Source organism: Chitinophaga ginsengisegetis (assembly GCF_900168065.1).
Taxonomy (GTDB): Bacteria; Bacteroidota; Bacteroidia; order Chitinophagales; family Chitinophagaceae; genus Chitinophaga; species Chitinophaga ginsengisegetis.
In genome coordinates, this window is the sequence record NZ_FUZZ01000001.1 from 23,132 (window position 1) to 37,275 (window position 14,144).

The window sequence follows — 14,144 nt, forward strand, 5'->3', positions numbered from 1 at the left end:
TATCTTTCGGGATACCTGTATAACAACACTTAAACCCTTTCTGAAGTATGCAAAAAATACTGGTTGTTGAAGACGAAGTTAAAGTAGCCAATGCCGTGAAGAAAGGACTGGAAGAAAACGGTTTTGATGTAGATGTGGCCTACGACGGACGTATAGGCAAAGGATTGGCCACCAGCAACGATTACGACCTGGTGATCCTGGACCTCAACCTGCCCCACAACAACGGCTACGAGCTGTGTGAAGTAATCCGCCATAAAAACAACCGCGTTCCCGTGATCATGCTCACTGCACTTGGGGGCATGGAAGACAAAATGCAGGCTTTTGAGCTGGGTGCGGACGACTACCTCGTTAAGCCTTTCGACTTCCGCGAACTGCTGGCGCGTATCCGGGTATTCCTGAAAAGAGCCGGCTCCGATGCCACTCACGGTACCCAATACAAAATCAGCATCGCCGACCTGGAAATAGACCGGGAGAAAAAAGACGTAACCCGTGGCGGCAAAAAAATTGCCCTCACCGCCAAAGAATACCAGCTGCTGGAATTTCTGGCCATGCATAAAGGCAAGGTTATCTCCAAAATCACCATCGCCGAAAAAGTATGGGATATCGACTTCGATACCGGTACCAACGTGATTGAAGTGTACATGAACTTCCTCCGCAAAAAAATTGACAAGGATTTTGATCAGAAACTCCTGCACACCAAAACAGGTATGGGTTATTATCTTTCTGAAGAATAACACGCCCGGTTGAAAATCAAATATAAAATAGCGCTCTATTATACCCTCTCGGCCACGCTGATGCTCGTTGCATTTGCCGTGCTGGCGTATTATTTCTCCGCCAAATCACGGAAGGCGGAATACCTGGAAAGGCTGGAATACCGCGCCCGCTCCATTGCCAACGTGATTATTGAAGACGGCAACGTAAAGGTGGATTTGCTGCGGAAACTGGACCGGACCACCTTCCAGGATCTTTATAAAGAAACGATCCTCGTATACAACCCCAGTTACGACCTGCTGTACAGCAATCTGAAAGACACCACCATCCGCACACATCCCAGTTTACTCGACTACATCAAAGAAAATAAACTGTACAGCTACGACAAAGGCAGCGGTGAAGTTGTAGGCGTTTATTATACAGAAGGCAATGTGTCTGTCATCGTAATTGTATCTTCCTTTGATAAATATGGTTTTCAAAACCTGCAGAACCTCAGCCAGATCCTGCTGCTGGAGCTGATTACCGCCGTGATAGTGCTGGTGGGCGTAGGTTACTTTTTTGCCCGTAAAATGGTGCAGCCTATCGATCAGCTGGTACAGCAGGTAGATAGTATCAATGCCAACAACATGCAGGATACGCAGGTAGCCGTGAAAGGGAAAGATGAAATAGCTAAGCTGGGCGCCAACTTCAACACCATGCTGCAACGCCTCAGCGAGTCGTTCCATCTGCAAAAAAGCTTTGTGAGCAACGCCTCCCATGAGCTGCGTACTCCCCTGGCAGCCATCATCAGCCAGTTACAGGTGGCACTATCCAAAGACCGTAGCAAAGAAGAATACCTGGTACTACTTACTTCCGTGCTGGAAGATGCAGAAAACCTCTCCGACCTTTCCAATGGCCTGCTGCAACTGGCGCAGTCGGAAATGCGGCAACAGGAATTTGTATTGGGTAATGTAAGGATCGATGAATTACTGATGGAGATGACCACCCTGATCCGGCTGAAACAAAAAACCTCCAGCAAAGTAGAGATCCAGTTTATGAAGGTGCCCGATAATGATTTGCTGGTAACCTGTTATGGAAACGAGAATTTATTAAAGGTACTTTTCCTGAACCTGATTGATAATGCGTGTAAGTTTTCCGAAAATAACACGGCGCATGTGTCGATAGATTTTTACACGAAGCATATCCTCGTACAGATAAAAGATTCTGGCATCGGTATTCCACCGGACGACATTAACAAAATATTTGAACCCTTTTACCGTGGTCAGAATGCCCTTCAGATCCGCGGTCATGGCCTGGGTTTATCTATCTGTAAAAAAATTGTGCAGATCCATAACGGGCATATCACTGTTACTTCCAATCCCGAAGGCGGCACCACTTTCTCCGTGATCCTCCCACATGTTTAAATTTCTTTTAAGTTTTTTTTAATCTTCCTTAAAGGCCGCTTTAATTCACCTTTCTGAGCTTTGTGCCATGAAATCTGGCATTATGCGAACTATCAGGATGCTGTTCCTAACAGCGTGTATTTCCGGCCTGGGCTATATTCAACATGTGCAGGCGCAAATCACTTCTCAACCTGTCACCTTGCAGGCAGTGGAAGATTCATTTCTTACAAAAAACTATTTATTACTGGCGCAGCGCTACCAGGTAGACGCTTCCAAAGCGCTGATCCGGCAGGCGAAGATGTGGAACAACCCCTCCTTCAGCACCGTACTGGGTTTTGGCAGCACCAATAATTTCAAGCCGTTTAATGTGGGCGCCGGTGGCGAAACACAATACAACCTGGATCAGCTGATCCAGCTGGCAGGCAAACGGAATAAAACCATACAACTGGCGGCAGCAGCAGCTAAAATGAGCGAAGCCAACTTCGATGAACTCGTGCGTACCCTCCGCTTACAACTCCGGGAAAACTTCTACAATGTATACTACCAGCAACAGAGCGAAACCGTGTTGAAAGAACAGCTGGATAACCTGCAGAAAATTGTGGATGCATATGTAACGGCAGATAAAAAAGGAAGCGTGGCCCACGCGGATCTCGTAAGGCTGCAGGCATTGCAGGTAGGCATTGAAAACGACTTTGCCGATCTGAAACAACAGGAATTGGAATCACAGAAAAACCTGCAACAGTTGTTACATACCAGTGTTTTTTATGAAGCCCGGCTGCAACCTGCGGACCTGGCTTCATATAACCTGGATAAAATCCAGCTGCAACCGCTGCTCGACAGCGTAGCGCAGAACAGGCCGGATGTACGGATGGCCGACATGCAGTATCAAACCGCACAGCTGAACTACCGCCTCCAGAAATCAATGGCAGTACCGGACCTTCATGTAGGCGCTACCTACGACAAACAAGGCAGTTACACGCCAAATTTCGTTGGTTTAACACTGGGCATTGACTTACCCACCTGGAACCGTAACCAGGGAAATATCCGCGCGGCGCAGCTCCAGATCGGGTCAGAGCAACAGCAACTGCTGCAGCAACAATCCATCGCACAATCGGAAGTGCTGAATGCTTATCAGCGCATATTAGCACTGGAAAAGCGTTACAAAGGATTTGACCTGCACCAGTTCCAGGGAGAATTTGATACCCTGATTGCAGAAGTGGCCAAGAATTTCAGCAAAGGAAATATCTCCCTTCTTCAATTCATCGATTACTTCAACAGTTACAGCGATAACGCAAAAAATATCAACAAGTTTTTATCCAACCGGGTAAATGCCTACGAAGAACTCAACTATGCAACAGGACAAGAATTATTTAAAAATTAAGCGCATGAAACAGCCTTTCCTTTTTATTGGCTTTTCGCTGCTGGCAACCATTCTATGGAGTGGTTGTAAACACAGCCAGGCAGAAGATCAGGAGAAAACCACCTTTGTGCTCAGCGATACCATGCTGAAAAATATCCGTATCGATACCGCACATCTGCAACCGGTGGTGAATGAAGTTCGTTTATCCGGTAAGGTTACTCCCAACGGCGGTAAGGTGTTGAAAGTATATCCACTGGTGAGCGGGTATGTGGAAGATATCAAAGTTCAGCTGGGCGACTATGTACAGAAAGGCCAGGTACTGGCCGTTATACACAGTGCTGAAATTGCTGATTACGAAAAGCAGCTGGCACAGGCTAAGTCGGACCGCAATGTGGCAGACAAAAACCTCAAAGTAGCCCAGGACCTGTTCGACAGCCGTTTGAACACAGATAAAGATGTAGTAAATGCCAAAGGAGAAGTACAGAAATCTGATGCAGAAATTAACCGGCTCAACGACCTGTTTAAAATATACCGTAAAGGTAAAGGCGCTACCTACCTGGTAACCGCCCCTATTTCCGGTTATATTATTGAGAAGAATATCAATAATAACATGGAGATACGTACCGATAACAGTTCCAATATTTTCACCATCTCCGAGCTGGACGATGTGTGGGTGATGGCCAATGTTTTTGAAACAGATATCGCACGCATCAAAGAAGGCTATGAAGCAGACGTGGTAACAGTAAGTTACCCTGATCAGCCTTTCCGTGGCAAAATCGACAAGATCTACAACTTCCTGGACCCCGCTACCAAAACCATGCAGGTAAGGATCAGCATCGATAATAAAAACATGCTGCTGAAGCCGGAAATGTTTGCCACGGTATATGTAAAATACCAGGATAACGACCAGAAAATAGCCGTCCCTTCTGCCGCCGTCATCTTTGATAACAGCAAAAATTACGTGCTGGTATTTAAAGACAAATTTAATATAGCCGTACGCGAGGTGGAAGTAGATAAAACAGCTGGTGATATTACTTATATCTCCTCCGGCTTAGCAGCAGAAGAGAAAGTGATCTCCAAAAACCAATTGCTCATTTACGATGCACTTAAAGATTAATCCGGCAATGAAGCAGTTGTTCTCCATAGGAATACTGGCACTGGGCAGTACCCGCCTGCTGGCACAGGAAAAGAAAACGGATAGCATTATCCCGTACACGTTCCATTTTCAGCAAACGCTGGTAACGCAATGGCATCCTGATTTCTCCGCGAAGTACTCAGGCGCCAACAGTTTCCGCACCCATGAAAAAGGGGCTACGTCTATTACCAGTACAGTTTATGCCGGTATCCGTCCGTGGAAGAACTTTGAATTATACGTGAACCCGGAACTCGCCGGTGGTGAAGGTCTCAGCCATGCCACCGGCATTGCGGGTTTCCCGAACGGAGAAACCTTTCGTGTGGGCGATCCTAAACCAAAAATTTACCTGGCCCGCGCTTATGGCGTATATACGTTACCGTTAACTTCTGCTACAGAAGCGGATGGCGATGATCTGAATCATGTAGGCGGCGTCACTCCTACTCATTATCTGCGGTTTATTGGCGGGAAATACTGCCTCGCGGATTTCTTTGATCAGAATGCGTATAGTCATGATCCCCGCACCCAGTTTATGAACTGGTCGCTGATGAGTAACGCCGCGTGGGACTATCCCGCAGATGTACGCGGTTATACGATGGCACTGACCGTTCAGTACCGGAAAGATAACTGGCTGTTGCAGGCAGCTACCTCTCTGGAGCCGGAAGAAGCCAACGGACCGAAGCTGAACTACCACTACGGTAAATCCAACGGCGAAGTAGTGGAAGTAACACACACGCATACGCTAAATAAGCATGAAGGAAATGTGCGGTTAATGGCATTTATTAACCAGGCCCCTATGGGCAATTATAACGAAGCGGTGAGCGTGGCAAAAGACACACCCGACATCAATTCCGTAAGAAGAGATGGACGCACCAAATATGGTTTCGGTATCAATATAGACCAGGAGCTGACCAACAGCGGCGGCGCTTTCCTGAAAGCATCGTGGAATGATGGTCGTAATGAAACCTGGGCCTATACAGAAATCGACCGTTCCATCAGCGCCGGATGGCTGCAAAACGGCCAGTGCTGGCACCGGGCGCAAGACAATGCCGGCGTAGCGGTGGTGGTAAACGGATTATCAGCAGAACACCGCAACTACCTGGCGGCAGGCGGCACCGGCTTCATGATCGGCGACGGCCAGCTGAACTACGCACCGGAAATGATCGCCGAAGTTTTCTATCAATGTAACATTACCAGGCTACATATAGCCTTAAGCCCTGACTACCAGTTTGTGATGCACCCTGCCTATAACAGGGACCGCGGACCGGTAAATATCATCGGGTTAAGGACCAGAGTGGCATTCTAAAGAACAGGACTTATGAATAAATTCATTAGAAATATTGTCGCTTTTTCGCTGAGAAACAAACTGTTTGTTTTTATCAGTGTGGCTACGCTGATCGCAGCAGGCATATTCTCATTTTTGCATACGCCCATTGAAGCCTTCCCCGACGTTACCAATACACAGATCGTGATTGTAACCAAATGGAACGGCCGCAGCGCGCAGGAAGTGGAACGCTTTGTAACGCTGCCCATAGAAGTATCTATGAATGCGGTACAGAAGAAAACCAGCGTACGCTCTGTTACCATGTTCGGATTATCTGTAGTAAAGATCATGTTTGACGATGACGTAGAAGATTTCTTCGCCCGGCAACAGGTCAACAACATGTTGCAGAGTATCAGTTTGCCGGAGGGCGCCGATCCCGAAGTACAGCCCCCCTATGGCCCTACCGGTGAGATATTCCGGTACTACCTGAAAAGCAGCAAACGCGACTCCCGCGACCTGCTCACCTGGCAAAACTGGGTGATAGACCGGCAGATCCGCAGCGTGCCCGGCGTTGCCGACGTAGTGGCCTTCGGCGGACAGGAAAAGATCTATGAGATCTCCGCTGACCCGGTAAGACTTGCCAAATACGATATCACGCCACTGGAATTATACCAGGCCGTTACCAAAAGTAATGTGAATGTAGGCGGCGACGTAATTGAAAAGAACGGACAGGCATATGTAGTGCGTGGTATCGGCCTGTTGAACAGTATTCCCGATATCAATAACATCATTGTTCAGAATATCAATGGCGTGCCCCTCCTGGTGAAGGACCTGGCTAACGTACACGAAGCCTCGGCGCCGCGTGTAGGCCAGGTAGGCATAGGCAGCAACGACGACCTGGTAGAAGGGATTGTGGTAATGCGTAAAGGAGAAAATCCGACAGAAGTGCTCGCCCGCCTGAAAGAGAAGCTGAAAGAGCTGAATGAAACCATTTTGCCCGATGATATTAAAATGGAAACGTTCTACGACCGTGATAACCTCATGGAGTTCTGCACCCATACGGTGATGCACAACCTTGCTGAAGGGATCATTTTTGTAACGGTGATCGTATTCCTGTTCATGGCCGACTGGCGCACTACCGTGATTGTATCCATCATTATTCCGCTGGCCCTGTTGTTTGCCTTTATGTGCTTACGCCTGAAAGGCATGAGCGCCAACCTGCTGTCGATGGGGGCGATCGACTTCGGTATCATCATAGATGGCGCCGTGGTAATGGTGGAGGGCATCTTCGTGATGCTGGACCATAAGGCCCACAAGTTTGGCATGGAGCGGTTCAACAAAATGGCGAAGTTGGGCTGGATCAAGCAAACCGGTGGAGAACTGGCCAAAGCCATCTTCTTCTCTAAACTCATTATCATCATCTCCCTGATCCCCATATTTTCTTTCCAGAAAGTAGAAGGTAAAATGTTTTCGCCACTGGCCTGGACGCTGGGATTTGCTTTACTGGGCGCATTACTGTTCACCTTAACACTGGTGCCTGTACTGTGTTCTATACTGCTCAATAAAAACGTGAAAGAGAAAAACAACCCGTTGGTGAATTTCTTTGACCGTTTTGTAATGAAAGGATTCGGATGGACCTACCGGAATAAACGCCTGAGTCTTACGCTGGCACTGGCTTTCATGGTGCTCACCTTTGTTTCGGCCAAATTCCTGGGAACAGAGTTCCTTCCGCAACTGAATGAAGGCTCCCTGTGGGTAACCACGGAACTGCCCATGAGTATGTCGCTCACAGAAAGCACCAAAATGGCGCATGATATCCGCCAGGACCTCGGCGGGTTCCCTGAAGTAAAAAGGGTATTATCGCAGGTAGGCCGCTCCAATGATGGTACAGATCCCAACGGTTTCTACTTTGTACAATACCAGGTAGACCTGGCGCCGAAGGATGAATGGAAACGCAAGATTACGCAGGACGAACTGATTTCCCAGATGGAACAGCGCCTGAAGAAATACCCGGGTATCATCCTGAACTTCTCACAACCTATCAGCGACAACGTTTCTGAAGCAGTAGCCGGATTCAAGGCCGCCAACGGTGTAAAGATCTTTGGAGATGACCTCGTGAAGCTGGAATCGCTCTCACAACAGGTAGTAGCGCAATTGAAAACAGTGCAGGGTATTAAAGATCTTGGGGTGATCCGGAATATTGGTCAGCCTGAAATGAGTATCAATCTCGACGACAACAAAATGGCCCAGTATGGCGTAGCCACCGGTGACGCACAGGCAGTTATTGAAATGGCTATTGGCGGTAAAACGGCTACCCAGCTGTATGAAGGCGAGAAAAAATTCGATATCCGTATCCGTTATGATGAGAACTATCGCAAAACGGAAGATGACCTGGCCAACCTGATGGTGCCTACAATCAACAACAATAAAATACCGCTGAAAGAGATCGCAGAGATCAAAACCATTACCGGACCGGCTTTCATTTACCGCGACAGTAACAAACGTTTTATCGGCGTGAAGTTCTCTGTTCGTGACCGCGACCTCGGCAGCACCATTGCTGAAGCGCAGGCGAAAATCAACCGGGTGGTGAAACTACCGAAAGGCTACAGCATTGGCTGGACGGGTGAATTTGAAAACCAGGTGCGCGCCACACAACGACTGGGACAGGTAGTGCCTATCAGTATCATTGCCATCTTTATGGTGTTGTTTATTATGCTGGGCAGTGTAAAGGATGCAGGGCTGGTGTTAATGAACGTGCCGTTTGCACTGATAGGTGGTATCCTGGCATTGCATGTTACCAATATGAACTTTGGCATCTCCGCAGGTGTGGGTTTCATTGCATTGTTTGGTATCTGTATTCAGAATGGAGTGATCCTCATTTCCGTATTCCATAAAAACCTGGAGGCAAAACTATCGTTGAATGAATCGATTAAACTGGGTGTGCAGAGCCGTATACGGCCGGTGGTGATGACAGCCATGATGGCCGCCATAGGCTTGATTCCGGCAGCTATATCACATGGTATCGGATCTGAAACACAGAAGCCACTGGCCATCGTAGTAATTGGCGGGCTTATTACCGCAACGGTACTTACGCTGTTGGTATTCCCGATCATTTTCTACGGTGCTTATAAAAATAAGAAGGATCAGATGTAATGGATTGAATGGCGTGTAGTCGTTTCATTTAGTACTTTATAACGCAGAGGGCTACACGCTTACATTTTTAGTTCGCATATAGGTTGATAGAATGGTCATAGAAAAGAAAAGGCCGGAGTGATCCGGCCGATTCAATTTTATGGTCAGCTACTCCGCCCTGCCGAGAAGAAACAACGCGGGGCGGATTTTTTTATTCTATTTTTCTTCTCCTGGATTTGTTGAACATCAGTCCTTTTTCCACTCCCTTGCGCAGTTCCGCCTGTTGTTCCGGAGGTAATGCGTGGGTGGTTTGGCAGGATTCGCTGCAGCAGCCATCATACTTTTTTGCGCAGGATTCGCATTGAATAAACAGCAGGTGGCAGCCATCATTCAGGCAGTTGGTATGTGTGTCGCAGGGCGCTCCGCACTGGTGGCATTGACTGATAATATCATCGCTGATGCGTTCCCCGAGCCTGTCGTCGAATACAAAGTTTTTGCCTTTGAACTTAATGGGAAGTCCTTGCTGACGGGCCTTGTTAGTATATTCAATGATACCGCCTTCGAGGTGGAATACATTTTTAAAGCCGTTGTGCAGCATGTAAGCCGATGCTTTTTCACAGCGGATTCCCCCGGTGCAGTACATGATGATATTCTTGTCTTTTTTATCTGCGAGCATGTCCACCGCCATCGGCAGCTGGTCACGGAAAGTATCTGAGGGCACTTCTATGGCGCCTTCAAAATGTCCGACTTCATACTCATAGTGGTTTCTCATGTCCACGATCACGGTATCCGGATCGGCGGTGAGTTCGTTGAAGGTACCGGCATCCACATAACGGCCACGGTTGGCCATATCGAAGGTGGGATCTTCAATGCCGTCGGCCACGATCTTTTCACGGACTTTGATTTTCAGCACAAAAAAGGATTTGCCGTCATCATCCACGGCAATGTTGAGCCGGATGCCATTGAGGAAGTCGATAGCATACAGTTGTTGCTTAAATGCCTCAAAGTGATGCTCGGGAACGCTCACCTGGGCATTAATGCCTTCGTGTGCTACATAAATACGTCCGAAAGTGCCGAGTTGGAAAAGCGATTCGTACAGTTGATCACGGAATGCCTGTGGATCGGGGATTTTTGCGTACTGGTAGAAAGAAACAGTGACGCGTTTAAACGTTTCATTGGCCAGCCGTACTTTCAGTTCGGCGGCAGATACTCTGTTGTGTAATGCCATAATTGCTTGAAATTTTAAGGACGCCTGCGTCGCGAACAAAACTCCAATCAACCCTCTTTAATCGTAAAAGAACAATTGATTTAGGCCGCAAAGGTAGCAAAATTCACTGAATATCAGTAGTGATAAGGATCTGATTTCTTCGCCCACTGGTAAAGAATATGTAAGGAAAACCAGGCTATTGCGCTGATAATGAAGATGTAACCGATAAAGCCGGGAGTTCTCAGTTCTGCCGCACCGGGCAGGTCATTTGTTTCCGTAATGTAGGCGGCTACCGCCAGGATAATTCCCGACAACAGCACAATGAGGGCGATTTTTCTCATACCGGATGGTTCAAAGGATGACGCTTCATTCTGGCACCAACGTGTGAGTAAAATGTGTACTACGCTGGGCCAAAATATACTTACCTTACTAACGAATTAACTCAACCAAAGGTTCACCGGAGATCTAAAAAATATTTATCTTTTTATAACTATTTGATAATTATTGTATATATCTTTGCGGACACGTTACAACCCCAATTGGCACCCTTTTTGAAAATTGACTAAGAGAAGCAATATTGTTTAACCCGAAAATGTTATTTTATGAGTATTTACATTACTTACTTTATTTATGCAGTTGTTGGTATCTGGATTTACAGGTTACTGGCATATTTCTTTGACGAAAAGAAAGAAATAAAGAGCAGGAAGAAATTTTAGAACCGGTCTTGTGAATGATGAGATACGGGGATTTTGTTACCTGGCAAGCAATAACAGGTGGTAACAGGTCCCCGGAATCAGTGCCGGTTAGTTTTTAAACTTCACCATATTACCCAGGATACCACCAAAGCCAACCCGGACGCCTATACGGGTATCTTCTTTACTCTGATAACCCGCTACCACATCTACCCTGATCATCTTCAGAATATTTTCAATACCCCCGAAAACTTCTACATAGTTATTATCGCTGTTTACATAAAATGCGTTGGCGCCGGCTACCAGGTTCCATTTCAGGCGGTTGAACAATGGAATTTTATTGGTGAGTAAACCATTAAAATGATGTTCCACATTGGCGGTAGCATAAAACGGAGCGGTAGTACTATACTGATAATACGGCGCCAGCTGAAAACTGTTCAGGTACTTCATGTTATAGAAGGTCTGGTTACCATTGAAGTGCTGGTAATCGGGTATTTGTACATTCCGGTCGTTCAGGAATCCACCTGCTCCGAGGCGGTAGCGGAATTCACCCAGCAACTTAAAGTTCATATTATCCTGCACGGAAAAACTCCATTTATCGAAATCAACAATACTGTTTGCCACATTGGGTATCCCCTTGCTATAGCCCACTTTGAACGTGGGGTATTTGGAGCCAAAGGGAATTTTGCGGTCGGGCAATTCCACAAACTGTTGACCGGGCTGGAAGGTAAAATCCACATCCAGTATCAACGCCTGGTGCTTTTCAAAGGGCACATTGGCCAGCTCATAAGGATGATTGGGCGTAAACTGTTTACGGTCGTTTTTAAAGATTACAAAGTCGGTGGTATTTTCTACGGGGTTCCTGCTTTCATAGGTAGCGCCGAGCGACAGGCGGTCATTGGTCTGGAATGTACGTGTGTAGCGTAGTTTACCAAACCAGTTTTCATACAGCTTCATATAGTTTTCCTTCAGGAACAGGGTATAAAACTCGTTGGCAATATTGTCGATGGGATTGTCCTGGTTGAATTGGGAAACGCGCTTCCCTCCTGCCAGCGACCAGTCGTTACGGCCATAACGCTTTTGTACTTTACTCCTGTTACTATAGTCAATTTGCGTATAGGCATTGAAGTGAGTATTACTCAATCCGTACCGTAAAAAAGGGGTGATACGTAAACTGCTTTCTTCCCCGGTATAGATGTTGAGATCCGGTTCCAGTGCAATGACCAGTCCTTCCACGGTATTATACTTCAGCGATTTCAGCAGTCCTTTTACGCCGAGGGAATGATATTGTATGGAGCTGTCGCGGCGGAAATAGTATTTATGTTTTACGCCGTTCCAGAGTACATCCATTGCTTTCACCGGTTTCTGTTTGCGTTGCAGGGAGTCGAGGTGATAGCGGGAAAAAGAAGAGTCGCGCGCGGCTTTGGCGGTGCTGTCTTTTTCGTGGTAATCCTTTACCTCAGCGGTTTCCAGCGGCACCGGCCGGATGCTGTCCCAGTAGGTATGTCCCTGTTTATCAAAAGCGGAGTCATATTTAAGGAAAGTATTATCGAAAAACTTAGGAGGAAAATCAGGATGTACGTTATAACCGGAATATACATTTACAAAGCTGCCACCCATGCGGAAACCAAACTTATTAAATGAGATGTGCATCACCTGGTCTTTTACGCGCCAGATGTCGGCAGTAACGGGTACATGGGTTTGGCGGATCTCCAGTGTATCCATCAGTTCCAGCTGGTATTCGCTGGTGAGGATCAGGTCTGTGCTGTGAATGCGCCAGTCGTCGTCTGTAATAAAGATATAGCCTGAAAACAGGGGCTCCTGCTTCCGGCGGGGAATCACCTGTATTTTATTTACGGTTTTACCTTCTTCTGTAAAAGTGCCTTCCAACCTGTATTTGTAATAGGCCAATGCGTTTTCTGCAATGGGAGAAATGTAGCCCCTGGGGCCCATTTGCGTGATAACGGCGGAAACATTGTTGTCATAGAAGCTGATGATGGCAGGGAAGCTTAAACCAAATCCGCCGCCACTTTTGCGGGAGGAAATTACTTCCAGTTTTATTTTATCCGGCAACCGTGCCGATATTTTAGTGACAGATTCCGACAGGAATATCATGCCTTGACCGGTACTGTCTACCCCCATTTCTTTCTTATCTATTTTCTGTCCCATGAATCTTCCCGGAACATTTTTCATCCCGATGGTGCCTTTGATATAAGACATACAGGTATATTCTTTCACCTGTTCCTGGTAGAAATGCCGTTTCTTAATGGCCTGCCGGATGATGGCATAGGCGGGATCTTCTCCGTTGGCTTTCACCACTACTTCTTTTATCTGCATATTAACGGGCTGCAGGTGAAAGTCGAGTATCTGCGTTGAGGCGTTTACGTTAAGTGGCAGTTCTGTTCTTTTAAAACCGATATACTGGCATACCACGGTATACTGGCCGGGTGCAAGGTCAAGCTGGTATTGGCCGGCAGCGTTGGTAGTAGTGCCGGTGGTGGTTCCTTTTATGAAAACGGTAGCAAATGGGAGCGGTTGATCTTTATCATCCGTTACGCGGCCTTTCACCGCAATAGCCTGGCAGTAGCTGGAAATGAAAATGCAAAACAGGGCAGACAGGTAATTCTTCATATTCCAAATGTAACGGCGAACAGCTTACGGGGTATCTGCATAAACTGTTTTATCAGAATTTTAACAGCCTGGATAAGTAATCAGGCGGGCTTTTTTGCGGCACGGATAAACGCAGCAGAACTGGCGGCAAAGCCGGCTACGAGTCCGCCGATAAACGAACCCACTACACCCATAAGCGGCGCGCTCCGTACCTTCAATATCATTTCACTCATCCGATTGGCCAGCAGGTGATCATTTCTTACATCCATATAAAAAGCCAGGATCATCCATAACACAAATATGCCCATGAAGGCGCTGAAGAATGATTTACCCGGTGATAAAGGCATCAGCAACGTTACCAGGAAGGCCACGAGCGCTACGCTCCACCAGGGCAGCACCATACCTGCTACATAAGCCAGGAGAAGGATCAGGAGAAAATGGGCAAAGGATTTCATGATTCTAATATAAGTAGAAAAGTTCAAAAATGAGGAGGGTTAGTTGCAATAAAGGAATTGTTTTCTGCACCTTTTAAAAATCCGTGGGGAAAGATGCTGTGTTCACAGTGATACTACAAACTATTTATTCAAATGGTTGAAGGGGCTCTTTATTCACATGCCGGTGCATCGGGACATTCATGCCAGTACTGTGGGGGTT

Annotated in this window: 10 protein-coding genes; 6 read left to right on the forward strand and 4 right to left on the reverse strand. The window is 46.9% G+C overall.

All coding sequences use genetic code 11. From position 1 onward, the window contains the following. The first annotated feature begins 47 nt into the window (after window positions 1-47). From B5Z18_RS00085 to B5Z18_RS00110, 6 genes are all read left to right on the forward strand, one after another. Window positions 48-734 carry a response regulator gene (locus B5Z18_RS00085; protein ID WP_079467387.1) on the forward strand — a complete coding sequence of 229 codons (687 nt, stop codon included), beginning with the start codon at window positions 48-50 and terminating at the stop codon, window positions 732-734. A 9-nt stretch (window positions 735-743) separates the two neighbouring features. Then, a complete protein-coding gene (locus B5Z18_RS00090; RefSeq protein WP_079467388.1) occupies window positions 744-2,114 on the forward strand; it encodes a HAMP domain-containing sensor histidine kinase in 1,371 nt (456 codons plus the stop codon). Between the two features lie 82 nt (window positions 2,115-2,196). Beyond that, a complete protein-coding gene (locus tag B5Z18_RS00095) occupies window positions 2,197-3,474 on the forward strand; it encodes a TolC family protein (protein ID WP_159454129.1) in 1,278 nt (425 codons plus the stop codon). 4 nt (window positions 3,475-3,478) lie between these two features. Beyond that, the gene (locus tag B5Z18_RS00100; protein ID WP_079467390.1) at window positions 3,479-4,570 is read left to right on the forward strand and encodes an efflux RND transporter periplasmic adaptor subunit; all 1,092 of its coding nucleotides are present in this window, start codon (window positions 3,479-3,481) and stop codon (window positions 4,568-4,570) included. A 7-nt stretch (window positions 4,571-4,577) separates the two neighbouring features. Next, window positions 4,578-5,891, forward strand: coding sequence for a carbohydrate porin (locus B5Z18_RS00105; protein ID WP_079469919.1), 1,314 nt, complete (start codon window positions 4,578-4,580; stop codon window positions 5,889-5,891). Between the two features lie 12 nt (window positions 5,892-5,903). Then, window positions 5,904-9,002: an efflux RND transporter permease subunit gene (locus B5Z18_RS00110; protein WP_079467391.1), complete on the forward strand. Its 3,099-nt coding sequence runs from the start codon at window positions 5,904-5,906 to the stop codon at window positions 9,000-9,002. 190 nt (window positions 9,003-9,192) lie between these two features. On the opposite strand, the gene trhO is transcribed toward B5Z18_RS00110, so the two are convergent. From trhO to B5Z18_RS00130, 4 genes are all read right to left on the reverse strand, one after another. Then, the gene (gene trhO, locus B5Z18_RS00115) at window positions 9,193-10,209 is read right to left on the reverse strand and encodes an oxygen-dependent tRNA uridine(34) hydroxylase TrhO (protein WP_079467392.1); all 1,017 of its coding nucleotides are present in this window, start codon (window positions 10,207-10,209) and stop codon (window positions 9,193-9,195) included. 113 nt (window positions 10,210-10,322) lie between these two features. After that, the gene (locus tag B5Z18_RS00120) at window positions 10,323-10,529 is read right to left on the reverse strand and encodes a hypothetical protein (RefSeq protein ID WP_079467393.1); all 207 of its coding nucleotides are present in this window, start codon (window positions 10,527-10,529) and stop codon (window positions 10,323-10,325) included. Window positions 10,530-10,991: 462 nt separating this feature from the next. Continuing rightward, a complete protein-coding gene (locus B5Z18_RS00125; protein WP_079467394.1) occupies window positions 10,992-13,511 on the reverse strand; it encodes a DUF5686 and carboxypeptidase regulatory-like domain-containing protein in 2,520 nt (839 codons plus the stop codon). 80 nt (window positions 13,512-13,591) lie between these two features. Beyond that, the gene (locus B5Z18_RS00130) at window positions 13,592-13,945 is read right to left on the reverse strand and encodes a hypothetical protein (protein WP_079467395.1); all 354 of its coding nucleotides are present in this window, start codon (window positions 13,943-13,945) and stop codon (window positions 13,592-13,594) included. Window positions 13,946-14,144: the final 199 nt, after the last annotated feature.